The organism is Planctomicrobium stercoris (assembly GCF_051465655.1).
Lineage (GTDB): Bacteria > Planctomycetota > Planctomycetia > Planctomycetales > Planctomycetaceae > Planctomicrobium.
Map to the genome: position 1 here is coordinate 1,589,348 of NZ_CP195791.1, position 22,670 is coordinate 1,612,017.

General features: G+C 57.1%; 18 protein-coding genes and 3 pseudogenes. 15 read left to right on the forward strand and 6 right to left on the reverse strand.

The window, feature by feature from the left end; translation table 11 throughout:
- The first annotated feature begins 34 nt into the window (after positions 1-34).
- The gene (locus SH661x_RS06575; RefSeq protein ID WP_437229214.1) at positions 35-490 is read left to right on the forward strand and encodes a hypothetical protein; all 456 of its coding nucleotides are present in this window, start codon (positions 35-37) and stop codon (positions 488-490) included.
- 359 nt (positions 491-849) lie between these two features.
- Complete coding sequence (locus tag SH661x_RS06580; RefSeq protein ID WP_437229216.1) at positions 850-1,761, forward strand: DUF1559 family PulG-like putative transporter; 912 nt, start codon at positions 850-852, stop codon at positions 1,759-1,761.
- A gap of 87 nt (positions 1,762-1,848) precedes the next feature.
- Here the strand turns inward: SH661x_RS06580 and lptB are convergent, their stop codons facing one another.
- Complete coding sequence (gene lptB, locus SH661x_RS06585) at positions 1,849-2,646, reverse strand: LPS export ABC transporter ATP-binding protein (RefSeq protein ID WP_437229218.1); 798 nt, start codon at positions 2,644-2,646, stop codon at positions 1,849-1,851.
- A gap of 287 nt (positions 2,647-2,933) precedes the next feature.
- On the opposite strand from lptB, the gene ppk1 reads away from it, so the two are divergent.
- From ppk1 to SH661x_RS06600, 3 genes are all read left to right on the forward strand, one after another.
- Positions 2,934-5,057 (forward strand): polyphosphate kinase 1, encoded by a 2,124-nt coding sequence (gene ppk1, locus SH661x_RS06590; RefSeq protein WP_437229220.1) that lies wholly within the window; start codon positions 2,934-2,936, stop codon positions 5,055-5,057.
- Positions 5,058-5,238: 181 nt separating this feature from the next.
- On the forward strand, positions 5,239-6,498 hold the full coding sequence (locus SH661x_RS06595; protein WP_437229222.1) for a glutamate-5-semialdehyde dehydrogenase: 1,260 nt from the start codon (positions 5,239-5,241) through the stop codon (positions 6,496-6,498).
- Between the two features lie 197 nt (positions 6,499-6,695).
- Positions 6,696-8,687: an amino acid transporter gene (locus SH661x_RS06600; protein ID WP_437229224.1), complete on the forward strand. Its 1,992-nt coding sequence runs from the start codon at positions 6,696-6,698 to the stop codon at positions 8,685-8,687.
- Here SH661x_RS06600 and SH661x_RS06605 read toward each other — a convergent pair.
- On the reverse strand, positions 8,677-9,864 hold the full coding sequence (locus SH661x_RS06605; protein ID WP_437229226.1) for a PepSY-associated TM helix domain-containing protein: 1,188 nt from the start codon (positions 9,862-9,864) through the stop codon (positions 8,677-8,679). The two genes, SH661x_RS06600 and SH661x_RS06605, sit on opposite strands and share 11 nt — an antisense overlap.
- Before the next feature lie 267 nt (positions 9,865-10,131).
- Between SH661x_RS06605 and SH661x_RS06610 the strand changes: the two genes are divergently transcribed.
- The 6 genes from SH661x_RS06610 to SH661x_RS06635 all read left to right on the forward strand — a co-directional run bounded on the left by SH661x_RS06610 (position 10,132) and on the right by SH661x_RS06635 (position 16,116).
- The gene (locus SH661x_RS06610; RefSeq protein WP_437229228.1) at positions 10,132-11,205 is read left to right on the forward strand and encodes a DUF1559 family PulG-like putative transporter; all 1,074 of its coding nucleotides are present in this window, start codon (positions 10,132-10,134) and stop codon (positions 11,203-11,205) included.
- 69 nt (positions 11,206-11,274) lie between these two features.
- Entirely contained in the window at positions 11,275-11,763 is a 489-nt protein-coding gene (locus SH661x_RS06615) for a carboxypeptidase regulatory-like domain-containing protein (protein ID WP_437229230.1), read from the forward strand.
- Between the two features lie 9 nt (positions 11,764-11,772).
- Positions 11,773-12,954 carry an ABC transporter substrate-binding protein gene (locus SH661x_RS06620; protein ID WP_437229232.1) on the forward strand — a complete coding sequence of 394 codons (1,182 nt, stop codon included), beginning with the start codon at positions 11,773-11,775 and terminating at the stop codon, positions 12,952-12,954.
- Positions 12,954-14,009, forward strand: a complete 1,056-nt coding sequence (locus SH661x_RS06625) for a FecCD family ABC transporter permease (protein WP_437229234.1) — start codon at positions 12,954-12,956, stop codon at positions 14,007-14,009. The genes SH661x_RS06620 and SH661x_RS06625 overlap by 1 nt, the downstream gene beginning before the upstream one ends.
- The gene (locus SH661x_RS06630) at positions 14,006-14,830 is read left to right on the forward strand and encodes an ABC transporter ATP-binding protein (RefSeq protein WP_437229236.1); all 825 of its coding nucleotides are present in this window, start codon (positions 14,006-14,008) and stop codon (positions 14,828-14,830) included. Before SH661x_RS06625 ends, SH661x_RS06630 begins: the two co-directional genes overlap by 4 nt.
- Positions 14,827-16,116 (forward strand): MFS transporter, encoded by a 1,290-nt coding sequence (locus SH661x_RS06635; RefSeq protein WP_437229237.1) that lies wholly within the window; start codon positions 14,827-14,829, stop codon positions 16,114-16,116. Before SH661x_RS06630 ends, SH661x_RS06635 begins: the two co-directional genes overlap by 4 nt.
- Here the strand turns inward: SH661x_RS06635 and SH661x_RS06640 are convergent.
- Positions 16,110-16,811: a hypothetical protein gene (locus tag SH661x_RS06640; protein WP_437229239.1), complete on the reverse strand. Its 702-nt coding sequence runs from the start codon at positions 16,809-16,811 to the stop codon at positions 16,110-16,112. The two genes, SH661x_RS06635 and SH661x_RS06640, sit on opposite strands and share 7 nt — an antisense overlap.
- Positions 16,812-16,818: 7 nt before the next feature.
- The gene (locus tag SH661x_RS06645; RefSeq protein WP_437229241.1) at positions 16,819-17,454 is read right to left on the reverse strand and encodes a hypothetical protein; all 636 of its coding nucleotides are present in this window, start codon (positions 17,452-17,454) and stop codon (positions 16,819-16,821) included.
- Positions 17,455-17,856: 402 nt separating this feature from the next.
- Between SH661x_RS06645 and SH661x_RS06650 the strand changes: the two genes are divergently transcribed.
- From SH661x_RS06650 to SH661x_RS06660, 3 genes and pseudogenes are all read left to right on the forward strand, one after another.
- The gene (locus SH661x_RS06650) at positions 17,857-18,696 is read left to right on the forward strand and encodes a transporter (RefSeq protein WP_437229243.1); all 840 of its coding nucleotides are present in this window, start codon (positions 17,857-17,859) and stop codon (positions 18,694-18,696) included.
- Between the two features lie 407 nt (positions 18,697-19,103).
- Positions 19,104-19,403, forward strand: a pseudogene (locus SH661x_RS06655) (type I phosphomannose isomerase catalytic subunit); the annotation flags it as partial.
- 24 nt (positions 19,404-19,427) lie between these two features.
- On the forward strand, positions 19,428-20,072 hold the full coding sequence (locus SH661x_RS06660; RefSeq protein WP_437231248.1) for a class I mannose-6-phosphate isomerase: 645 nt from the start codon (positions 19,428-19,430) through the stop codon (positions 20,070-20,072).
- Between the two features lie 241 nt (positions 20,073-20,313).
- On the opposite strand, the pseudogene SH661x_RS06665 reads toward SH661x_RS06660, so the two are convergent.
- Together SH661x_RS06665 and SH661x_RS06670 are read right to left on the reverse strand one after the other, a co-directional pair.
- Positions 20,314-20,763: pseudogene (locus SH661x_RS06665) on the reverse strand (thiamine pyrophosphate-dependent enzyme); the annotation flags it as partial.
- Between the two features lie 51 nt (positions 20,764-20,814).
- A pseudogene (locus SH661x_RS06670) lies at positions 20,815-20,922 on the reverse strand (hypothetical protein); the annotation flags it as partial.
- A 538-nt stretch (positions 20,923-21,460) separates the two neighbouring features.
- On the opposite strand from SH661x_RS06670, the gene SH661x_RS06675 reads away from it, so the two are divergent.
- A complete protein-coding gene (locus SH661x_RS06675) occupies positions 21,461-22,657 on the forward strand; it encodes an alpha/beta hydrolase family protein (RefSeq protein WP_437229245.1) in 1,197 nt (398 codons plus the stop codon).
- Positions 22,658-22,670: the final 13 nt, after the last annotated feature.

The following is a 22,670-nucleotide window of genomic DNA, read 5'->3' on the forward strand; positions in this document are numbered from 1 at the left end:
TGATCCTGTTCTGAAAGCCGAAGGTACGCTTTTCATGAGCTGGATTGCAGCCAAGTTTTCCTGGATCACTGCCGTGGCGTCGCTCGCCATGATGCTTGGAGTCCAGACGCTGCATTCCCCGCTGCAACATGCTCTGGAATGCTGCCATTCCGACTCCTGTTCACATAAGTCGGTCGCACAAAAGACGGACACGAAGAAGGCTGCTCGAGTCTCATCGTGCGGGCATACTCACGGCAAGCACGTTCACGGGAAGCATGCCCACAGTCACTCCCATGCGAGTGACGAAATGCAGCATCCCGGCGATGCGCCTCAGCATTCGCATGACTGTCAGTTGTGTCAGTTTTTGACACAGTCCATCCAGCCGCTGGCGTTGCCGGTGCTGTTGACGGGCGAAGACGTTGTGACGGCACCCCCCGTCGATATTCTTCCGGAGATCCTGCTTGTTTCTCTGGGCGAACCCCATGTGCGTGGTCCGCCCTGCCTCAGCTGAATTGAGCCCCCCTGTCTCGGGGGGAGCAGCTGCGCGCTGGTGAAGTCAGCTTCACAAAGTGCGGCTTGCGTGTCTGCATCTCTTCGAGATCTGATCGTGTGAAATTCCGTGAGAAGTTCGCAGCGTCCACGACATCAGTTGTCACTGGTGAAGACGCGTTCTGAGTTCTCCAGGAATTCCCGCTGTCCGTGGTGAACAAGTCTCGCCATGCGAACTGTTCTGTCTCACTCACGTGGTCGGAACGGACAGCGAAATCGACTGCTCATTCTTTTCGTTGCAGTGACCGTCGGCGCTGCACAGCTGATTCATTGAAACAACCGTTCCGCTTTTGGAACCGCATTTCTTGAGGATAAAGACTCATGCGCAACGCGCGACGTTCCGGATTTACACTGATCGAACTTCTGGTGGTGATTGCGATCATCGCAGTCCTGATTGCACTGCTCCTCCCCGCTGTGCAGCAGGCTCGCGAGGCGGCTCGACGCAGCCAATGCAAAAACAATCTCAAACAGATCGGACTGGCACTTCACAACTATCACGACACGATGAACTGCTTTCCGCCCGGCTGGATCGGCGTGACTGCCGGCGTCCCGGACTTCGAAGGGGGGAACGGCTTTTCCTGGGGAACGTACATTCTTCCGTACATCGATCAGGCTCCGTTGTACGCCCAGTTCAATTTTAATTACGACATGAACGCCACCCAGAATGTCGACCACCTGCGCCGGACTTTGACAGTCTTTCAGTGCCCGAGTGATCCGAAGCCCGACACGTTTGATACAGAAGACACTCCTCCGGTCAAGCTGGCCACTGCGAATTATGTGGGAGTGTTCGGCACTCAGGAACCGCACGCCTGCGAGATCCCCTTTGGAACGGCAGGGAGTCTGCTGTCCGCTCAAGGCCAGTGCGTCAGCAACGGCTCGTTTTTTCACAACAGCTGTGTGCGGATGCGAGACTTCACCGACGGTGCGAGCAACACCATGCTGATCGGGGAACGCACGACGTTTGTCGATGCAGATCATCCGGATGAGATTGTTTACGGGACCTGGTCAGGGGCTGTGCCGGAAAGCCATGATTCCTTTGCGCGGATCATCGGCCATGCCGGCCATGTTCCCAATCGAGGAGAGGATGAAGAAGACTTCGGCAGCTCCCATGTCGGCGGGGCGCATTTCGTCATGGGTGACGGCCGGGTCATCTTCCTGAGCCAGAACATGAACGAAGCCACGTTTCAGGCACTGGGGACCCGTGCTGGGGGCGAAGTGGCCGGAGAATACTAATCCGGTTGCTTGATGTCCGATGTCGTGTTCGTTTGAGATTCACACGGTTGAGCCACACACTTGAAGTGTGTGGCTCAACTTTTTTGATTACGCGGCCCGTTTCTCGACTGCTTGCGGAGCCGGTTTCACGCGGAAGTTGGACTTCTCTTCGATGATCGACGCTGCGTCGAAGCGACGGCCGAAGTACTGCTCCTGCGCTTCGGGGTGATTGAGAACGGTTTCAATATCTCCACTGACCAGCACCCGCCCGGCACAGATGATGTTGCTGCGGTCGGTGATCGTAAGCGTTTCCCGTTCCCGATGGTCCGTGAGCAGAATCGCAATTCCCGAGTCACGCAGTTCGCCGATGATGTCCTGAATGTCGTTGATGGTTGTCGGGTCGATCCCCGTAAATGGTTCGTCCAGCAGAATGATCTTCGGTTCACTCGCCAGGCAGCGCGCAATTTCCAGACGCCGACGTTCTCCCCCGGACAGAGTGGAGGAGATCTGCTTTCGTCGATTCTCCAGTCCGAACTGGCCGAGAAGTCGATTGACCCGCTCGACCCGTTCTTTGCGGGAGAAGGGGAGGAACTCGAGGATCGCGACGATATTCTGCTCGACCGTCAGCTTGGTGAAAATGCTCTGGTCCTGCGGGAGATATCCCATGCCGTTCCTGGCGCGCAGATACATCGGAGCGTTGGTGACATCCTTCCCGTTCAGGAAAACTTTTCCTTCGGTAGGGGCAATCAGGCCGCACGCCATGCGGAAGGTGGTCGATTTTCCGGCACCGTTGGGACCGAGGAGTCCGACGATTTCCCCGGGGTTCACGTCGAAGGAAACCCCTCCGACGGCTCGCTTCCCACCCGGATAAACCTTGACCAGGCCCTGGCATTCCAGAATCGACATCCTCTGCCTCCTTGCTGTCTTCCGTCTCCATCCCGGAGACCACAATTCAGCGGAAGTCTAGGCTACAATGAGAGAAACGGGCAAGGGGAACTTCCTGCAAGAGGTTTGGAAATCCTCCCTTCTCTCCGGAAAAATGCCGTTCCCTGCCTGCCAGGTCATTCGCAAATTCCAGATTTCAGACGAGATGCATCGCGTCGACCTTTCGATCCGCTCTAAAATGAGGGACTCCTCTCAGCACGGAACCTGATACAACATCTCCGGGCTGAAGCGACACAACGAGAAAGTTCATGTCAGAGACGCAAACAACCGCCTATTTCGATCGGGAATTGAGCTGGCTGGAATTCAATCAACGGGTGCTCAGCGAGGCGCTGAATCCCAAAGTGCCCTTGCTGGAACGACTGAAGTTTCTGGCAATCACCAGCACGAACCTGGATGAATTCTTTCGGGTCCGGGTCGGTGCGCTCTCAATTCTTGTCGAAGCGGGAGTCACGAGACCAGCACCCTCGGGCCTCACCCCGGAGCAGCAACTGGCAGCGGTCCGGGAACGGATCCGGAACATGGTTGCCGCTCAATACCGTTGCTACCTGCACGAGCTTGCTCCGCAGCTTGCTGAGCAGGGGATTCAGAGATTGCTGCCACAGCAACTCAACACGATGCAGAAACGGATGGTGAAGCAGATCTTTGACCAGGAGATCTTTTCGATCCTCACCCCGATGGCGATCCTGCCGGGGGGAACGTTTCCGATGCTCCCCAACCAGATGCTGAGCGTCTGTCTGCGGCTGCTCCCCCGGGAAGACCCCGAAATCCCTGAGATGACCGGGTCCCGCTTCGCGATCATCCCGTTCGGACGGATTCTGCCCCGGTTCTTTTCCATCCCGTCGGAAAAGGGGCTGTCGTACATGCACCTGGAAGACATCATCGCGATGTCGATCGAGGAATTCTTCCCGGGTGAGGATGTGGAAGAATGCGTGGCGATGAGAATCACCCGCAACGCCGAGGTAGAAGTTCAGGAACTGACTCCGCACGGGCTGGCGTGGAATATGGCGGACGTACTCCGCGCACGGACGTCGGCAGACTGCATCCGGCTGGAAGTGGACGACTCCGCATCGCCGGAGATCCTGGAATTTCTGAAACAGCAACTTGAGGTGACCGACGCCGAGATCACCCGCGTCCCCGGACCGGTTGATCTGGGGGGCTTCATGGAACTGGTCGGCCGACGCGGATTTGAAAACCTGCGGGATGAGCCCTGGCCGCCGGTGAGTCCTCCGGATGTTCCCTCGGAAGAGCTGATGTTCGACATCCTCGCCGACCGCGATGTGCTGCTATTTCATCCTTATGAAAGTTACGAACCGGTGGTTCGGCTAATCGAGGAAGCGGCCGAGGATCCGGATGTCATCGCCATCAAACAGACGCTTTATCGCATCAGCCGGAACAGCCAGATCGTCAAAGCGTTGCTTCGGGCGGTGGAAAACGGCAAGCACGTGACGGTGTTGCTGGAGTTGAAAGCCCGGTTTGATGAGGAACGAAACCTCAAACAGGCCCGCGAACTGGAAGCGATGGGCGCCCAGGTGATCTACGGCGTCAAAGGGCTCAAGACACACGCCAAGCTGTGCATTATCGTGCGCCGCGAACCTCACGGCATCCAGCGGTATCTGCATTTCGGGACCGGCAACTACAACGAGGCAACTGCCCGCCTGTATAGCGATGCTTCGCTGCTGACGTGTGACGAAGACCTCGGGATGGATGCGCTGGCGTTTTTTAACGCCATTTCCGGCTACTCGCAGCCTCCTTACAGCTATCGCAAACTGGCAGCAGCACCACTACGGCTGCGAGACACGCTCAAGAATCTCGTCGAGGAGGAAACCGGACGTTGTCGCGATGGGGAAGAAGCACGCATCATTTTGAAGCTCAATGCTTTGACCGATACGTCGCTGATCAACTGTCTGTATGAAGCCTCTCAGGCAGGCGTGGAGATTCTGCTGAATGTGCGCGGCATCTGCTGTCTGAAACCCGGGGTCCCGGGGCTCAGCGAGAACATCCGAGTCATCAGCGTGGTCGATCGGTTCCTCGAACATGCACGGATCCTTTACTTCCATCACGGCGGGGACGGCAAGTTGTTTATCTCCAGCGCGGACTGGATGACACGAAATCTGGACCAGCGCAAAGAATTGCTGGTTCCGGTCGAGGCGGAACACTGCCGTCGATCGCTGATGCGGGTCCTGGAAACCTATTTCGAAGACAATACAAAGTCCTGGATTCTGCAGTCCAACGGCACCTACCAGCCGGTTCCGCGGGACGAAGAGCCGGACGTCCGCGCGCAGGAGAAGCTGTACCGGATGGCGCGTGAGACAGTGCGTCGTCAGGAGCGACGCCGCCGGACGGTCTTCGAACCACATCGTCCCGAGGACTGAACCGCCACGACTTTCGATTCCGCGCGAGACTGGTGCAGGGGAGACGCCCGCAGCCCACTCACGCGGAAAACAAACGGTCGATACAATCATTCAGTAGTTCCAAGTCTGACCTCTCACGATGATTGCTCGGAGAATTTGGAAGTACTGTCATTCATCATTGTCCATCAACTCTCACAGTGCTATGTCCGATCTCATCAATTACACCCAGCGAGTCGCCCGGCAGGCGAAACAGGCCTCCCGAGCACTCTCGGTGGCACGGGGTGAACAGAAAAATCAATGGTTACGTGATTCCGCAGCTGCCATCCGTCAGCAATCGGCGGAACTGATCGCAGCCAACGCCAAAGACCTCGAGCAAGCTCCGGGGTACGGCCTCACCGCAGCCGAAACAGACCGACTCAAGCTTGATGAGTCACGCCTCGAAAAGATTGCTGCTGCACTGGAAGAGGTCGCATTGCTGCCTGATCCGGTGGGAGAAGTGATCGGCAGCAACTCCCGTCCGAACGGGCTGATGGTGACGCAGGTTCGCGTGCCGCTGGGGGTTGTCTTCTTCATCTATGAATCCCGCCCGAATGTGACAGCGGACGCTGCGGCATTGTGTGTGAAAAGCGGTAACGCCGTGATTCTCCGGGGAGGCAAAGAGGCGCTGCACAGCAACCTGGCCTTTCATGCCCTTCTGCGAAAAACACTGATTGCAAATGGCCTGCCCGAGCATGCTGTGCAGATGGTCGAAACGACTGACCGCGAAGCAGTCGGGCATTTCCTGCGGATGCCGGAGTTCATTGACGTCACAATCCCGCGCGGCGGGAAATCGCTGATTGAACGAGTCTCGAAAGAGGCTCGCATGCCGGTGATCAAACACTTCGACGGTGTCTGCCATGTCTATATCGATCAGTCCGCGGATCTGGAGATGGCTAAACGCATCCTAATCAACAGCAAATGCCAGCGGCTGGGAGTGTGCAATGCCGCCGAATCGTTTCTGGTCCATGCGGAGATTGCGGATGCCTTCCTGCCGATCGCTGGTCAGGCGCTGAAGGAGCAGGGTGTCGAGATTCGCGGTGATGAACGAATTCGCAAAGCGATTCCCGAAGCAATTGCAGCCACTGACGAAGACTACCGCACCGAATATCTGGATCTGAAGATCTCCGCCCGCGTTGTCGATAGCCTCGATCAGGCAATCGATCACGTCACCGAATACGGTTCCCATCACACCGACGTGATTGTTACGAAGGATCTCCTTGCTGCTCGACGCTTTGTTGCGGAAGTGGATTCGGCAGCGGTCATCGTGAACGCGAGCACCCGCTTCAACGACGGCGGAGAATTCGGACTCGGAGCGGAAATTGGAATCAGCACGGACAAGTTTCATGCCCGCGGGCCTTGCGGTTTGAAGGAACTGACCAGCTACAAGTACGTCGCCTGGGGAGACGGTCAGCTTCGAAGCTAGACCAGTTTGGTCTATCATGTGCAGGCGATTCAGGATTTTCACCGCATGAAAGTCCATATGATCGCCTGCGGAACGTAATAGATAATTGGCAAAACCGCTCTGGCGGGCTGAATTTCACAGTGGTCAGGTACGCTGCGGCGGCCGACAGGCGCCCAGATTTCGATTGATTTCCAGTCCGTCAGACTAGAATCCCGTTCATGTCAGAAGTTGTGCCGCCCCAACCGCCAGCCGGTCACCTCGTTCCGGGAAAGCCCGCACAGAACCTCACGCCCGCGCAGCCTGAACATCATCAGTCGTTCTGGCTGTGGGTGCTGTGCCTGACAGGGGTCGACTATTTCAGCACGCTGGCGTATCAGCCGTCGATCGCCTTCAACGCAGCCGGTCGACTCGCCCCGCTGGCGACCATCTTTCTGGTGCTCCTCACGCTTTTCGGCGCACTCCCGGTGTATTACCACATTGCCCGTAAGTCGCCGCATGGGCAGGGCTCAATTGCCATGCTCCAGCGTCTCCTCAATGGCTGGCTGGAGAAGCTGCTGGTGCTGGTGTTACTGGGTTTCGCCGCGACCGATTTTGTCATCACGATCACACTCTCATCGGCAGATGCAGCGGAGCATCTGATTCACAATCCGATCTGGGACAATGCTCCTCGAATCTTTCAGAATCAGGTCTGGTTGACGCTGGGGATGCTGGTGGCGCTGGGAGCACTGTTCCTGCGAGGATTCCGTGAAGTGATATGGGTGGCGGTCACGCTCGTCGCGATTTTCCTCGGGCTGAATATTCTTCTGGTCGGCACCGCGATGTGGCAGGTCGTCACACACCCGACGCTGATCGCGGACTGGTGGCAGCATGTGCAGGCGGGTGAGATCGCCATGCAGGAGGTTCATCCCGGGAAACTCAGCGTGTGGGGAATGGTCCTGCTGAGCCTGATCTATTTCCCCAAGCTGATCCTGGGGCTGAGCGGGTTCGAGACCGGCGTGGCGGTCATGCCGCTGATCAAAGGAGAACAGGATGACGACCCCTGGATTCCCATGGGACGCATTCGCAGCGCCAGACGCCTGCTGCTGACCTCTGCTCTCATCATGTGTATCCTCCTGCTGGGTTCGTCGATTGTGGTGACGCTGCTGATCCCCGAAGAGGCACTTCGGGACGGCGGCGCAGCCTCTAATCGGGCATTGGCGTATCTGGCGCACGGAGAAAACCCGCATCCCATTGCCTGGTGGTGCGGCGAGAATTTCGGCACGCTGTATGACTTGAGTACCGTGGCCATTCTGTGGTTTGCCGGGGCGAGTGCGCTGTCCGGATTGCTGAACCTGATTCCCCGCTTTCTGCCTCGTTACGGGATGGCGCCGTCATGGGCCTCGGCCATTCGTCCGCTGGTCCTGGTGATCGTAAGCATCTGTATTCTCGTCACGATTCTGTTCCGGGCCGATGTGAGCGATCAAGGGGCTGCGTATGCCACCGGCGTGATGGTGCTGATCCTCAGCGGATGCATTGCGGTCGCCATTGAACGGTATCGTGAAACGCCCAAGAAAACCTGGCGAACCTTCCCATGGGGGACGGTGATCATCAGTATCGTCTTCACATACGCGACGATCGACATCATTCTGGAAAAGCCCGATGGACTGATGATTGCTTCGGCATTTGTGGGGGGGATCATCCTGGTTTCGATCGCCTCACGCGTCGCTCGCAGCACGGAACTGCGGGTGGTGCGTTTCGACTTCGTCAGTAACGAGTCCAAATTCATGTGGGAAACGCTGCAGCACCTGGATGTCCCTGTGCTTGCTCCTCACCGACCCGGGGCCAGATCTCTGGAAGAGAAGGAACGAGAGCTCAGGACATGGCATCACATCCCTGAAGATATGCCTGTCGTATTCGTCGAAGTCCGTCTGGGAGATACCAGCGACTTCTATCAGTCACCCCGGCTCAATATTTATTCCGAAGAGGGACGATTCGTGATTCAGGTCAGCCGATGTACAGCGACCGCTCCTGCGCTCGCGGCCATCGCTTTGGCACTTTCACATCCCTCCCGGCCGATCGAACTCCACTTCGGATGGTCGAACGAAAGTCCCATGCGGACCAACCTCGACTTCCTGCTGTTCGGGGAAGGGAACGTTCCCTGGCTGGTGCATGACCTGCTTCGTCACGCTGAGCCGAACGAGGCCAAGCGGCCACGGGTCATCATCGGGTAGGAGACGTTGCAGCCAGTTCACTGGGCCCGCTGACGTCAGGGGCTTGTCTCGGACGCTGCCGGGCGGAAGCAACTCGTCTCTTCCACCAGATCAGAAATCCGGTGACGTACAGGAGCAGCGGGACCAGTCCGGTCACCAGAACCACCCAGCGGCCTGTGATCCCGAATGCTTCCCCGTTGTGCAGGGGGAGCTGCCAGCTAAGCAGAGTTTCAGCTGCCGATTGCTGTCGGTGGTCCCTCGTCCGTGTGATCTCTCCGGTCTGCGGATCGACCCACGCACGGCTGCTCCCCAGACTGCGATGCACATCACCGGGCTGGCAGAAACGAACAATGTAGCTCGACTGAGACTCCGAGGGCGGATGAAGCCTCCTGATCAGGGAGTCGGGGTAGCGGTTCCGCACGACATCCACCGCCTGATCGGCACTGATGCGGGCTTCTTTCGGTTCAGGTTGACCTTTTGATGGCGGTCGTTTGGGGGCAGGGCGGTGAGCCTCCGCCATCACGAACTTCACAGCAGGGCCGATCCAGTGAGGAAACGTCAGGTAGACCCCGCTCGCAGCCACGATCAGTAACAGTACGCTGCTGAGGATTCCACTGGTCTTGTGCAGGTCGTAGTTGAGTCGCCGGCCACTGCGAATGGAGAATGCGGCTCGCCAGCTGTGCCTCCACAGGGGCCACCAGAGGAGAATCCCGCTCACCACAGAGATCATCAGGAGGATGCCGATGATTCCGACGATTGTCTCACCGGTCGGTCCCGACAACAGTTCGACATGCAGCTTGTAGAGCCATGTCATCAGGTCTTCACCATGCACCCGGGTGCCGGTGATGTGTGCATTGAACGGGTTAAAATAGACTTTGGTGAGTTCGGGGGAAGCCTTGGTTCCCGTCTGATACCAGACGGTCCAGACGCCGTTTTCCGAGCGGGGGAAGTCGACAAAACTGATGCTCCCGCGCGATGCAACAGGCGAAGTTCTGGCTGCTGCGAGAATGTCGCTCACGTTGCGATGCGACGCTTCGCCTGCGACCGAAAAGATCTCCGGGTGGATGCTTTCGTCGATGTTGGAGCGGAAGACGAGCAGGCTGCCGGTCAGGCCCGAGAGGACCATCATCAGTCCGACGGTGAGCCCCAGCCACCGATGAGATGTGATCCAGATTGTGCGCAAATGGAATGATTTCATTGGATTACATCAAGGATGTGGTGGTCGCAGGAGTTCATTGGGGCGGAAGTTCTGTGATAAAATGGACAATCTTCCGGGAGAAACAGCTGCGGGGTTGAAGCGAGCTGATCATACAATTACCCTGTCCTTGTTGATACTGAGTCTCAGTCTGTGGTAAAAGTTTAGTTTGATCTCAGCCTGACCCGCCCACTTTCCCCTGTATCACTCACGAGATTCCGGCCCCCGCCGGCCTGACTCGCTCGCCTGTTTGTGAGAGGAACTGTTCCCATGAGAAGTATTGATTCGCGTCCGTTCAATCAGTCCGGGGTGCACGCAACGTTGCCCGGAAATCCCCGGCCCTCGCGAATCTCCCGCGGCTTCACCCTGATCGAACTGCTGGTGGTGATTGCCATCATCGCGGTCCTGATCGCGCTGCTGCTCCCCGCTGTTCAGCAGGCACGGGAAGCCGCCCGCCGCAGCCAGTGCAAGAACAACCTCAAGCAGATCGGGCTGGCGATGCACAACTATGCTGACACCTACGGGATGTTTCCCATTCCGGACATCGGGATTACGTTCGGGAAGCCCAATCCGGTGCCCAATCCGGTTCATTGGGTCATGAGCTGGGGGATCGCGCTGTTGCCTCAACTGGATCAGGCCCCGATGTACAACAGGTTCGATTCGACTGCTCCCAACGGGGTTTCAGACGTCATCAATCAGCCGGTGATTTCAGCCAGTCTCCCGGTTTACACCTGTCCAACCACACCACGAGGAGGCCCGATTCAGGGCATTATCGAAGTTCAGAACCCGATCGCCAGCGCGTTGGTGAATCCGAATCTGAGTGCGGGCGTTGGAGACTACTGGATCCCGCGCAGCTTTTCGGATTCCGGATTTACACCGACTGAGGTGTTCGGCGCGTTCTGCTATGCAACTTCGTCTGGAACCCTCGATGGAAATCGTTGCGGTGGACGTCTGAAAGATGTCACGGATGGACTCTCCAACACACTCCTGCTGATCGAGCGCGCCGGGTTTCCGGACCTGCGGAAAAAAGGAGGACTGCCCAAAGCAGCTGCAGATTCTTCCTACGCGGGTGGAGCCGTCGTTACGAAGCATTACCAGGGCTGGTGGGCGTCGACCCAGAACGACCGGATCCGCGCGTGGAATGCTGAGGGGACTGCCTATGGGGCAGGACCTTGCGTGATCAACTGCTCGAATGACTGGGGCGGAGCCTATTCTTTCCATACAGGCGGAATGCAGACGCTGCTGGCCGACGGTTCCGTGCGCTTCCTCGGGGAAAGTCTGGACAAGGGCATCTTCCGCGGTCTCATCGGCAAGGACGAAGGAACGGTGCTGAGCGATTTCTGACACTCTTACATCATGCAGTGTTCCAGTCATCAAAAAGACAGTTTGCTGAATTCGGAGTCTTGTCTGTTTATGAAGCTGACAGCATCAGTATTGTTCTGCGGGGTGAGTCTGGGGATGCTCCTTCTGCAAGGGTGCGCCAGGCAGAACGATCCGGAAGGTTGGTTGCCGACGCAGGCCACCTCGGGCCGGGTGGTCGTCAACGGCGAGCCGGCAAAAGGGGCGATTGTTCGACTCTACCCCGTGGCGACTCAAGCGAATGCGAATTCGCCGATCGTTCCCACTGGAACTGTTCAGGAGGATGGATCATTTCAGCTGACAACCTACAGAAGCGACGACGGAGCTCCTGAAGGAGAGTACAAAGTCACACTGGAATGGCCGGATCCGAACATGAATTCTGCAAAAGGGGGAATGCCTGAGGATCCGCCCGACCGTCTTAAGAAACGCTTTTCCAATCCGGAAAAATCAACGATCAAGAGGAGCATCACCAGCGGCGAAAACCAGCTGGAGCCGATCGTCCTGGAGAAGGTCGAGATCCTCGCCGGGTCTTCCCTGAAATAGGATTGCATCATGCCGGGCAGGGGAGGTTCCGCCGTCTTCTTGCTATGGAGTCTTCCCGCGTTGCTGTTGTGGTGCCCGGGGTGCCGGTCCGGCATTCAACAGCCCGCTTCAGAGGTCTCCGGCGCAAGCTCCTCGACCCGGGAAGTGATCGACCTCTCGGGGCGCACGGTTCAGGTTCCGAGGACGATCAATCGTTTCATTCTGATGCGGGGCATGGGTCTTTATGATCTCGCCGCGCTGCTGGGAGATGAAATTGAGGAGAAGCTGGTCGGCTGGGATTCCTCTCTGCAGAAAAGCGACCGTGATGCTTACGACAGGTTCATTGAGCGCTTCCCGCGATTGAAGCAGGTTCCCATGCTGGGGGATTCGCTTCGCGAAGGTGTGAGTGCTGAAGCTCTTCTTGCACTGCGACCCGATGTTGTCATCGGGGGATCGAGCCAATCCGCACAGCCGCAGACCATGGAGCTGCTCGAGCGGGCGGGCATTCCCGTCCTCCATCTGAGTTCTGATGATCCGCTTCGCGATCCGCAGCGAAACGTTCTGCTGCTGGGAAAAGTCTTTGATCTCGATGAGCGGGCAAAGGAGATCACAGATTGGGTGGACGGCGAACTGAGCCGGGTTCAGGTACGGATGGGGCAGCTGCAGGGGAAAGTTCCGTCGATCTATGTCGAAGTCGGGATGTATGGAGCAGAAAAGTACGGAAATACATTCGGAAGCAATCTGCAGAAGCAACGGGTCCATTGGGGAAGTCTTCTCTCGCAGCTTCGATGTCAGAATTTAGGCGAGAACATTTCGGGTCCGTTCGGGATGGGGGTGATTCAGCCTGAGTCTCTGTTGAAGCGGAATCCGGATGTGATTGTGATCACGGGAGCGTGCTGGACCGAGTTTCCGGAAAGTCTGCATCTGGGGTATGGAGCCGATCCCGAATCGGCTCGCCAGACGCTTCGTCAGTACCTCACGCGGCCGGGATGGTCGGAGCTGATGGCGGTTCAGGCGGAGAAAGTCTACGGGCTGAACACCCGGCTGGGTGCTCATCTCATGAGTTTCGTGGCCCTGCAGCAACTTGCTCAATGGCTGTATCCTGAAGAGTTCAAAGACTTCGATCCTCAGCAGCGGATGCAGGAGTTTCACGACCGATTCATGCCGATTGGACTGAGCGGAACATGGATGGTGGAACTGAAGGAGCCCTGATGTCACAAGGTTCCACCTCCTCCAGCGGAATGAACTACTGGCAGCGTCAGTCTCGACGAAGGTTGATCCTTCTGACAGCTCTCGTGCTGATGTCCGGTTCCATGTTCTTGGATCTCATGACAGGTCCCGCAGCACTTTCTCCACGCGATGTTGTGACAACGATTCTCCAGCCGCAGGCGGTCAGCCATTCACAGCAGGTGATCGTCTGGTCGTTTCGACTGCCGACCGCACTTATGGCCGTTGCCGTCGGTGCTTCGTTAGGGCTCGCGGGGAGTCAGATGCAGACGGTGCTGAACAATCCGCTGGCAAGTCCGTACACGCTGGGAGTGTCGGCGGCTGCCGGTTTCGGCGCAGCGCTGGTTCTTGTCTGCGGGGTGGGGAAGACAGGGTTGAGTTCTACTGTGGCGATTCCCATCGGTGCATTTCTTTCAGCGTGTGCCTGCTCGCTATTTCTGTTTCTGGTCTGTCGTCTGCAGAAAGGTTCCGTCGAAACGCTGCTCGTGGGCGGGGTGGCGCTCCATTTTCTGTTCAGTTCCGGGCTCGCATTGCTGCAGTATCTGGCGACGAATGACGCGCTCAATGCGATCGTCTTCTGGACCTTCGGCAGCCTGCAGGGGGCCACCTGGGCGAAAGTGGGAATTCTCTTCGGTGTTCTGTTCGGGACTCTCTTGCTGGTGTTGCCTCGAGTGTGGCAATTAACTGCGCTGCAGTTAGGAGATGAGTACGCTCAGAGCCTGGGGGTGGATGTCGACCGACTGAAGCTGCGAACCATGCTGTTCGTCTCGATCCTGACTGCAACAGCGGTTTGCTTCACGGGATCGATCGGCTTTGTGGGACTGGTCGCGCCGCACATTGCACGCATGTTCGTGGGTGAGGACCAGCGTTTTTTGATTCTACTATCCGTTGCGGTGGGAGGCCTGCTGGTCTCGTCGGCGGCGATTGTCTGTAAGACACTTGTCCCCGGGACAATATTCCCAATCGGGATCGTGACAGCTGCTCTTGGTGCACCGTTTTTTGTGGGCTTAGCGGTCTGGAAGCGGAGTGCCGGTCGATGACATTGCAGGCAGAAAATCTCAGCTTCAGCTACGGGTCTCGAAAAGCTCTTGCGCGAGTGAGCCTGATTCTGGAACCCGGAGTAACAGCTTTGGTCGGTCCGAACGCAGCCGGCAAGTCGACCCTCCTGAAGTGCCTGAGCGGGCTCCTCACGCCTGTCGGTCAGGTGATTCTAAAGGGGAGGGATCTCTCTACTCTTTCTCGCAGAGAAGTTTCGAAATCGATCAGTTATCTTCCACAGACCGATTTTCAGAGAGGTCGATTCACCGTCTTCGAGACCGTCTTGCTCGGCCGCCTGCACGATCTCAGCTGGCGGGTCTCGTCAACCGACATTGACCGCGTGGAGAGGCTTCTGGAGGAGATGGCTCTGTCATCACTGTCCGATCGCATGTTGTACGAACTGAGTGGCGGGCAGACTCAAATGGTCGCGCTGGCGCAGGCGATGATTCGCGAACCGGACGTCTTGCTCCTGGATGAACCGACGAGCAATTTGGATCTGCGGCATCAGCTGGAGGTCTGCACGCGAATTCGCGAGATTACCCGGACTCGCAATATGATCACTGTCATTTCCATTCACGATCTTCATCTCGCGGCACGTTACGGGGATCGCGTTGTGGTATTGCGGGAAGGGGAGGTTTATGGAGCAGGCTCGCCGATGCAGATGATCACTCCCCGCATGATGGCGGAAGTTTATGGGGTTGATGCGGTTGTCAGCTGGGATGATGCTGGCCTTTCGAGGCTTGTTGTCCGTGGTCCCCACGCTGCTCATCCTGATCACAGGCTATTGAAAACGACGTTCGATCCCTCTCCGGCCTCGCGATGATCTACAAATTCTATCTCTACTCGATCTTCAAGAATCTGCGGTTCGCCGATCCGTTTCTGGTGATCTACTTTCTCGATCTGGGGCTCTCCTTTTCTGTCATCGGACTGATGCTGGGACTGCAGCATCTGGCAACGGTGCTGCTGGAGTTTCCTTCGGGAATTCTTGCGGACGGCTGGGGGCGTTGCCGGGCGACGAGTCTCTGCTTTGTGTTTTACTGCCTGTCCTTCACGGGATTCGCCCTGACAGGAAGTTCGCCCTCCATTCCGGTCACATACTGGCTGCCCGGCTGTCTGATTCTGTTTGCGCTGGGAGAAGCACTGCGAACCGGCAGCCACAAAGCGATCATGCTCGATTATCTGGATTCCACCGGGCAGTCCGAACGGGCCACGTGGCTCATCGGGCGGACACGGGCTGTTTCCAAGTATGCATCTGCGACGTCGGCTGTCACCGGCGGTTTACTGCTTTCCTGGTCGCGTGAATATTCGCTTCTGTTTTCGTTATCTGCTGTTGCTGCGTTCGCAGGCTGCCTGTTACTGCTGACTTATCCAAAAGAACTTGAGGGAGATGCCTGGCGGGCCAGACAGCGACCTGAAGAAAATTCCACGCCGGTTCGATACCAATCCCTGAGACTCATGTGGCAGCATCCCGAATTCTGGCCACTCTTCCTGCAGTCAGTCGTCTTTGAAAGCCAGCTGAAAATCGTGCTGAAATATTTCACCCAGCCGTTCCTGAAAAGCGGCCTGGCCTTGCTGGGGATTTCAATCATTGCACCCGCCGGCGCTGCGGGAATCGAACGTCTGGGCGCGTTCGGAATCGGACTCAACGAGTTTCTCAGGGACTCGCTCGGCGGGGTTGGCGCTCGTATGAGTTCAGAAGTCGAAGGGAAATTTCGTTCGTCCTCTGCAGCTTTGAACCGGATCTACGCATTGGGGATTGCCGGCATACTCGGACTGTCCGCCTGTTCGATTTCGTTGCAGTGGGGACTCATTCCGGGGCTCGTGCTGCTTTCTTTTCTGACCGTGCTTCAGAATCTGCGTCGTCCGATCTTCGTCAGTTCTCTGAATTCCCGGATGGAGAAAAGTCAGCGGGCATCGGTCCTGTCCTTTGAGAGTGTCTGCCGGGCGGTCACCGTGGCCTGTCTGCTTCCACTGTTCGGGGTGGCAGTGGACGAATTCGGGCTCTCCGCCGTCTGGGCTCTGGCCAGCGTGGTGCTGCTGGCGGGCCTGTGCATTCGACTCGAACCGAAGCAGGCGACTTCCGTCACATGCCTGTCTGAAAATCAGTAAGCCCGCGGCGAAGCGTAGGGCTGAAATGCGAGAACTTCCTGGGCTGTTTCCGGACGATAGTGATTGTTCATCTGCATCCAGGAGCCGTCTTCGGGGTGACCCGGCTCCCACCAGCGGCGAACCGCCCGCAGCATCAATCGCCAGCCTTCCGCATGGGCAGCCGCATCCCGATGGAATGAACCGAACCCCATCTTGATCAGTTCACCCGGCCGCAGTTGATGTCTCTCCAGCTTCCCTTGAGCGATCCGACGCTCGATTTCCAGATTGTAGAGCACCTGCTGGGGGTGCCCGGGCGGGTAGTCGGGCAGCTGGATCTCCCCCGTGACATACTCCGTTAACGAGACGTCACCAAAAACGCAGATGATCGTCTCTCGCTGACGAAAGCCAGCATCGGCATGTTGATAGTCCGGACCGTTTCCATCGGGGCGGGCAGGGACCATGTCGCAGTGCCAGCCGATCAGTTGATGCAGCGGATACCAACCTTTCCGCAGCCACGCCAGCTTGGAGCGGATCGTTAAATGCGGGTCTTCCTGCCAGTCTGCCGGAAGATGCTCCACGAACGTTCTGGTGGCCAGGCCCCCCAGCGTGAGAGCCTCATCCCGATTTGCTCGAAACAGATTTCGCTCCCGAGCCACGTCTTCCTGAGGAAGGTCCGGGGCCAGCGCGACTGTTTCAAAGTTCGACTGAAAGATCATGAGCAGCTCACAGGTTGGTCGCGTTGCGGATACCGTTCACAAGCGGACGATCATCCCCGCGCGTCGCGCGAATCCAGAATTGAAATCCGGGACTGGTCGCGGCGCTGTGACGGTGAAACGCTCCCCAGCCGTATCGATAAATCGTGCATGGAGCGATGTGTTGAATGTTGAGGCGACCGCTCTGAATGGCTGACTCAAGTCGCTCGTGACGTTCGCGGATTCCCGACATCGACAGCGGCTCATCCGAGAGTTCCAGTGCACGTGACTCGCCGGAGAGAAAGTCGATGCCGGTCGGACCCCAGCAGCATGCCAGATGCTCTGCCTGCCGTTGTCGATTCGACTGGCCAGTTGCGCCGTCAGTGCGTCCGGGAAACGGCTCGTGACACCAGACCAGCTCCCCCTGCCGAAACCCCGGACCCAGCCAGACGAGGGTCGAATCAATCACCAGATGATCGCTGGTCCATTCCTTCGGCAGAGCATTCAGGAACGCAGCTGCGATCGGCCCGGCAGTCTCTCGTGCAAAGTCGAGACCCGCGGCAAACAAAGGAAATTCTTTTCGCGGATCAGGATGCTGCACCTCCAGCGTTCCGAGCGTCTGGACGACCGCCGCTTGCTTCTCCCGTTCCGACTCCCCACCGGACATTCTTCGTCCCCATACTTTTGGATGCTCGCTGGAAACCCGCTTCACTGGAACCAGGTCCGAGGATCACCCCCCCATGCCTGAGGACTCGATCATACATGACGATGGTCGAGCTCGACACCAGACCGCCCGTCGAGCCACGGGTGATTACGACCGGCGAATTCGTGAAGGGGTGACGATTTTTCCGGATGCCCCGCGAAATGGTCTGGATTTTTTTTACGCACAGGGGAGCGATCCAACTCGATGTTCCGCTCTGTCGATCAATTGAAGATCAGGTCAGATTTCGTTGTCAGGAGAACTGCGTTTCGGCAGTTTTTGCTGTGTTTACAGTGCCGGGTTGCCTGCCAGTGGACGAAGTTGATTGCGTTCACTGTTGGTGCTGCGAATCGATCGGATGACCCAGGAATGAAAGTCGCGATCGTTTCCGCACTGCTGAAAATCGTTCTGCCGCTCGTCGCCCTGTGGATGGCAAGCGGCACGATCGCCATCGCACAGACCGAACTCTTCTCTTCGGACGGGCCCGAGATTGAAACGGATCGCGATTCCTTCACCCCCGCGACGACACTGGCCCCGCAGGATCGTGTCATCTTCGAATCGGCGTGGTCCTTTGTCGACAACCGCAACGTCCCGGAGACGAACAGTCTTCCCGAGCTGATTGCACGTTATGGAGTCAACGACTGGCTGGAATTGCGATTCGGCTGGAACTGGGAGGCCGGGGGAGCTCCCAACCTGATCTCAGGCGACCTGGGCGGTCCACAGCAGCCGACGGAAAACCGGGTGGAATATGAAAGCCAGATCTTTTACGGCCTGAAACTCGCCATCACCGAACAGCGGGACTGGATTCCAGAAAGCGCATGGATCGTTGAAGGAGGTACGCCGACGCTGGGAGAAGACACAGCAACTCAGCTCTTCACCACCTATGTTTTCGGATGGACCCTGGCGAACGATTGGAAATGGGATACCGCGATCAGATATGGAATTGACCGGGTTGAAGGGGACCGGTTTAACCTGTGGGCCCCCTCGTCTGTTATCAAATTTCCGGTCGGGGAACGATGGAAGGGGCATGTCGAGTATTTCGGGATCGTCTCCTCAGGTGCCGCGGAGGACGCTGGCCAGCATTACTTCAGTCCCGGGCTCCATTATCTGGTCACGAAGGATCTGGAAGTGGGGATCCGGACCGGCTGGGGACTGACTCGCGATTCGGCAAACTTCTTCACGAACGTGGGGCTTGGCTGGCAGTACTGAGGCGTACAGGGGACGCGTCGAAAGGTCACCCCCCCTGATCCCTTCGTCGCTTTGAATCGCACTGAAGCACCGCTTGTGTCACTCACGCCGATTGACAGGCCTGGTCGCAGGAGTCCAGGATCGGTTTGATCTGGTGCAGCAATGTCCCCCATTGAGAAGTCTCTCTTGACCCTCGTGGGCCCGATGTCCACGCCGAAAAGACGAGCGTGGAATTGTTGTTCGACAGGATCAGCACAGCTTGTGAGGGTCTCAGCCTGGTCGGGACGACGAAGCCGAATTCAAGAAAATTTCACAAGAAGGCAATGCCGACTGGAGATCCGCGTTGCCCGTTGTTTCGAACCCGGCATTCGCCTAGCGGATGAAACAGAGTTGGATTACACTCGCGTAAGGGTACTCGGATCTTTGTGATGAAAATCGATGAGCCATTAATATTCCAGCCCATTTTAAAGAGAGCTCTGTGGGGAGGCACTCGCCTTCAGCGAGAGTTTTCCAAGACATTCTGTGGAAGCACGGATATCGCCGAAAGTTGGGAAGTCTCTGATCTTCCCGGGAACGGAAGTCTGATTCTTGCTGGCCGGTATGCAGGGGTTTCAATTCGGCAGCTGATGCAGGAAGCTGCCAGGGACTTGCTGGGGCAGCACCAAACGTGCACCCAGTTTCCCCTTCTCGTCAAGTTTCTCGACGCTAATCATCAGCTTTCTGTTCAGGTCCATCCAAAAGAGCCTACGCAGATGCCGGACGGCTCTTTTTTTCCTGGCAAGACGGAAAGCTGGATCGTCATTGATGCTGCCCCGGGAAACAGGATGTATCTCGGATTAAAGCCGGGAACGACTGCAAAGCAATTTTATCATGCGATTCAGAATGGAGGCTGCGAGGAATACCTCAACAGCTATGAAGCCAAGCGGGGAGATTGTATCTACCTCGAGGCGGGAACGGTCCATGCCTTGGGAGGTGGAATCTTGGTCGCCGAGATTCAGCAGCCTTCTGACATCACGTACCGGCTTTACGACTGGAAGCGAACTGACGCACAAGGGCGTCCACGTGAACTGCACATTGAGAAGGGAATTCCTCAGATCAATTTCGAAATCGGACCTGTCAGCCCTGTCGTTCCCCGGAATCTGCCGGGGCGAAACGGATCCGAACTACTCGTAGACTGCCCGCATTTTGTCATCAAACGACACCGTGGCCCGGAGTTATTGAATCTCCCCGACGATGATGCCATGCACACGTTTGTGGTCTTGAATGGAACCGCAAAGCAAAGAGAGTTTGAACTCAGGAGAGGTCAGACCGCGGTGATCCCGGCCGCGCGCGCGGAATCCACATGGGAACTGAGCAGCGACGCAGTTCTTTTGGACTCCTATTTGCCATGTCGCTAAGAGCTTAAGGGCAGAACGGCTAAGCTGGCAATTTGAGGAGTTGCTGTTGGTCGGCGTTCTCAATTCAGGTTGCGTGCTGGGACGGAGGACGGAACTGGCTTTCACAGGTTTCGTTGGCCAACAGGTCAGCTCACTGTCTCAGAACAGCGTGCAGGTCCCCCAGATCGCCACCTTCGCCGACTCACTCGCTACGGGCTCACTGCTTTGCTCACGGGATACGTGGGAGTCGCGCGGTGCATCTTTATTGCCAGGGGCGGGCCGTGTACTTGTCTGTCACCACTTCAATATAGGCTCCGGTGCCGCAGGATTCGGCTTTGGCCATCGCTGCATCCAGTTCCCCACAGGTTGTCACGCGGGAGGAGTACCATCCTTCGCAGCGGAGCGCCTCTGGAAGGAGATGATAATTCCACGACGCGAGTTCGTTGTCGTAGATGTCCGGAGATTGACACAACAACTGCTGGATCGGATGGCCGCTGTTGTTCAGCACAAAGATGATGGGTTCCAGGCCTCGTCGATGGAATTGGCTCAGCTCCTGAGCTGTGAACTGATGAGAGCCTTCACCGGTGATCAGAACGGTTCTGCGGTCCGGGGCGGCCATCGCTGCGCCGAATGCTGCTGGTGTCGCCCAGCCGATCGCTCCCCACAGAGTCTGGTTGTGGTAGGTTGCTCCCTTCGGAAGCAAGGCGATCCCCGGGAGTGCCCCAGGTTCTCCGGGTCCATCGGTCGTGTTGATGGCCGCCATTCCTTTCACTCGAGCGTATCCATCAGCCGCGTAGGCAGCGTTCAACTCGTTGCAGGATTCCTTAGGCTTGAACGGGGATGACTGGATTGAAACTGTGAAAGACCACATCTTGAAAAGATCCGAATTCGCGGCGTCGGATGGAAACTTCCTGCGCTCCGTGACAAGAAATTGGTCGAGAGAAGTCTGATGGTGCAGTGGTTCCGGATCAGTGCCTGGCTCAACAGGGAATTAACATGATGGGCATGATGACCGAAACCGATGAGGCTGCAGGGTTGATGATACTGTGGGGATTCGTTTGTCCGTTAGTAGCTCGCTTTGCAGGCTCCTCCAGGAACCGGGCCATCCGCACCGCCGTGCGATGTTCGATGTCTGGGCTCCCCCTCTGCAGGGGCGTGTTTGAGAAATGTAGGAGGAGATATGTACTCATTTCATCTGGGGCGGAGGCGTCTGGGACGACTGTTCTGGTCTCCAGAGATGAGAGAGCAGGGAGCTCTTCCGCAACCGGTGTTACCATCCACCCGAACTGAGACGTCATGCGCAATTTGTTCAAAAAAATGCGCAGCCTGTTCAATCCTGGTCCGCTGCTCACAGCGAGAATTGTGGTAGATCTTTGATCGTCTTTTCCTCGATATCACGTGGAATAAGCATGTCGAATCCGAAGCAGCGAATCGGACCATCCCTGCCAGCTTTCATTCCCCGTCTGGAAAATTCTCCGCTCATTCTGCTGTTCAGCGCTCTGCTGATCGGTGTGATCAGCTTCTCCAGCTTCGCCGACGATTCGGCTGCCGAAGAATCATCGGCGGTTGCACCAGAAGAGCTCCCGGTGCGGCAGTTGCCCCGTGAGAATCAACTGCTCTTTCGTGACGCACAAGGAAACTCGCAGGCTGTCCAAACCGTGACTGATTGGCAGAAGCGGCGCGAGGAAACATTACAAGGTCTACAGGCGATTCTGGGAACAATGCCCGGTCCCGAAAAACGCTGCCCGCTCGATGTTCGAGTTGAAGAAGAAGTGGATGCCGGAACGTATCTCCAGCAACGGATCACTTATCAGTCAGAGCCCGATTGCCGTGTTCCTGCTTTCCTTCTCATTCCCAAAAAGGGACTACATGAGACATCACCAACGCTCCCGGCAGTTCTGTGCCTGCATCAGACAGATCAACTCGGCCCACGTGAGATCGTCGGACTTGGAGGCAACCCGCAGCTCTGGTATGCCAAGGAACTTGCCGAACGTGGTTATGTTGTTCTGGCACCCAACTATCCGCTGCTGGCGAACTACCATCCGGACCTGAAGAAACTGGGGTGGGCAAGTGGATTGCTCAAGGCCGCCTGGGATAACCAGCGCGGGCTGGATCTGCTCGATTCCCTGCCATACGTGAAATCGGGAAAGTATGCCACGATCGGGCATTCACTCGGAGGGCATAATTCTGTTTTTACCGCCCTGTTCGACGAACGATTGAAAGTGGTGATCTCCTGTTGCGGGCTGGATGCGTTCGTCGACTACTATCAAGGGAATCCGGATGTCTGGCTTCCTGAGAGAGGCTGGACGCAGACACGCTATGTCCCTCGTCTGGCTGCGTATCGCGGACGGCTGCAGGAGATTCCGTTCGACTTTCACGAAATCATCGCGTCTTTGGCTCCCCGGTCGGTCCTGATTGTGGCTCCGCTTCAAGACAGCAATTTTCGCGCGGACAGCGTGGACCGGATCGCCCAAGCCGCGCAGCCGGTCTTCAACTTATTCGGAGTGCCTGAAAATCTGCAGATCGAACACCCTGATTGCGGGCACACTTTTCCTCCGCAGATGCGTGAAAAAGCCTATCTGCTGATTGACTCTATTTTAAAATAGCCTTTAAGGGATG

Excerpts from the sequence above, each read along its gene's own strand:
- SH661x_RS06575 (WP_437229214.1), top strand. The coding sequence starts at position 35 with ATGAGCTGGATTGCAGCCAAGTTTTCCTGGATCACTGCCGTGGCGTCG.
- SH661x_RS06595 (WP_437229222.1), top strand. The coding sequence starts at position 5,239 with ATGTCCGATCTCATCAATTACACCCAGCGAGTCGCCCGGCAGGCGAAA.
- SH661x_RS06640 (WP_437229239.1), bottom strand. The coding sequence starts at position 16,811 with ATGATCTTTCAGTCGAACTTTGAAACAGTCGCGCTGGCCCCGGACCTT.
- SH661x_RS06605 (WP_437229226.1), bottom strand. The coding sequence starts at position 9,864 with ATGAAATCATTCCATTTGCGCACAATCTGGATCACATCTCATCGGTGG.
- SH661x_RS06600 (WP_437229224.1), top strand. The coding sequence starts at position 6,696 with ATGTCAGAAGTTGTGCCGCCCCAACCGCCAGCCGGTCACCTCGTTCCG.
- SH661x_RS06650 (WP_437229243.1), top strand. The coding sequence starts at position 17,857 with ATGAAAGTCGCGATCGTTTCCGCACTGCTGAAAATCGTTCTGCCGCTC.
- SH661x_RS06630 (WP_437229236.1), top strand. The coding sequence starts at position 14,006 with ATGACATTGCAGGCAGAAAATCTCAGCTTCAGCTACGGGTCTCGAAAA.
- SH661x_RS06675 (WP_437229245.1), top strand. The coding sequence starts at position 21,461 with ATGTCGAATCCGAAGCAGCGAATCGGACCATCCCTGCCAGCTTTCATT.
- SH661x_RS06625 (WP_437229234.1), top strand. The coding sequence starts at position 12,954 with ATGTCACAAGGTTCCACCTCCTCCAGCGGAATGAACTACTGGCAGCGT.
- SH661x_RS06635 (WP_437229237.1), top strand. The coding sequence starts at position 14,827 with ATGATCTACAAATTCTATCTCTACTCGATCTTCAAGAATCTGCGGTTC.
- SH661x_RS06660 (WP_437231248.1), top strand. The coding sequence starts at position 19,428 with ATGCCGGACGGCTCTTTTTTTCCTGGCAAGACGGAAAGCTGGATCGTC.
- SH661x_RS06610 (WP_437229228.1), top strand. The coding sequence starts at position 10,132 with ATGAGAAGTATTGATTCGCGTCCGTTCAATCAGTCCGGGGTGCACGCA.
- SH661x_RS06620 (WP_437229232.1), top strand. The coding sequence starts at position 11,773 with ATGCCGGGCAGGGGAGGTTCCGCCGTCTTCTTGCTATGGAGTCTTCCC.
- SH661x_RS06645 (WP_437229241.1), bottom strand. The coding sequence starts at position 17,454 with ATGTCCGGTGGGGAGTCGGAACGGGAGAAGCAAGCGGCGGTCGTCCAG.
- ppk1 (WP_437229220.1), top strand. The coding sequence starts at position 2,934 with ATGTCAGAGACGCAAACAACCGCCTATTTCGATCGGGAATTGAGCTGG.
- SH661x_RS06580 (WP_437229216.1), top strand. The coding sequence starts at position 850 with ATGCGCAACGCGCGACGTTCCGGATTTACACTGATCGAACTTCTGGTG.
- lptB (WP_437229218.1), bottom strand. The coding sequence starts at position 2,646 with ATGTCGATTCTGGAATGCCAGGGCCTGGTCAAGGTTTATCCGGGTGGG.
- SH661x_RS06615 (WP_437229230.1), top strand. The coding sequence starts at position 11,275 with ATGAAGCTGACAGCATCAGTATTGTTCTGCGGGGTGAGTCTGGGGATG.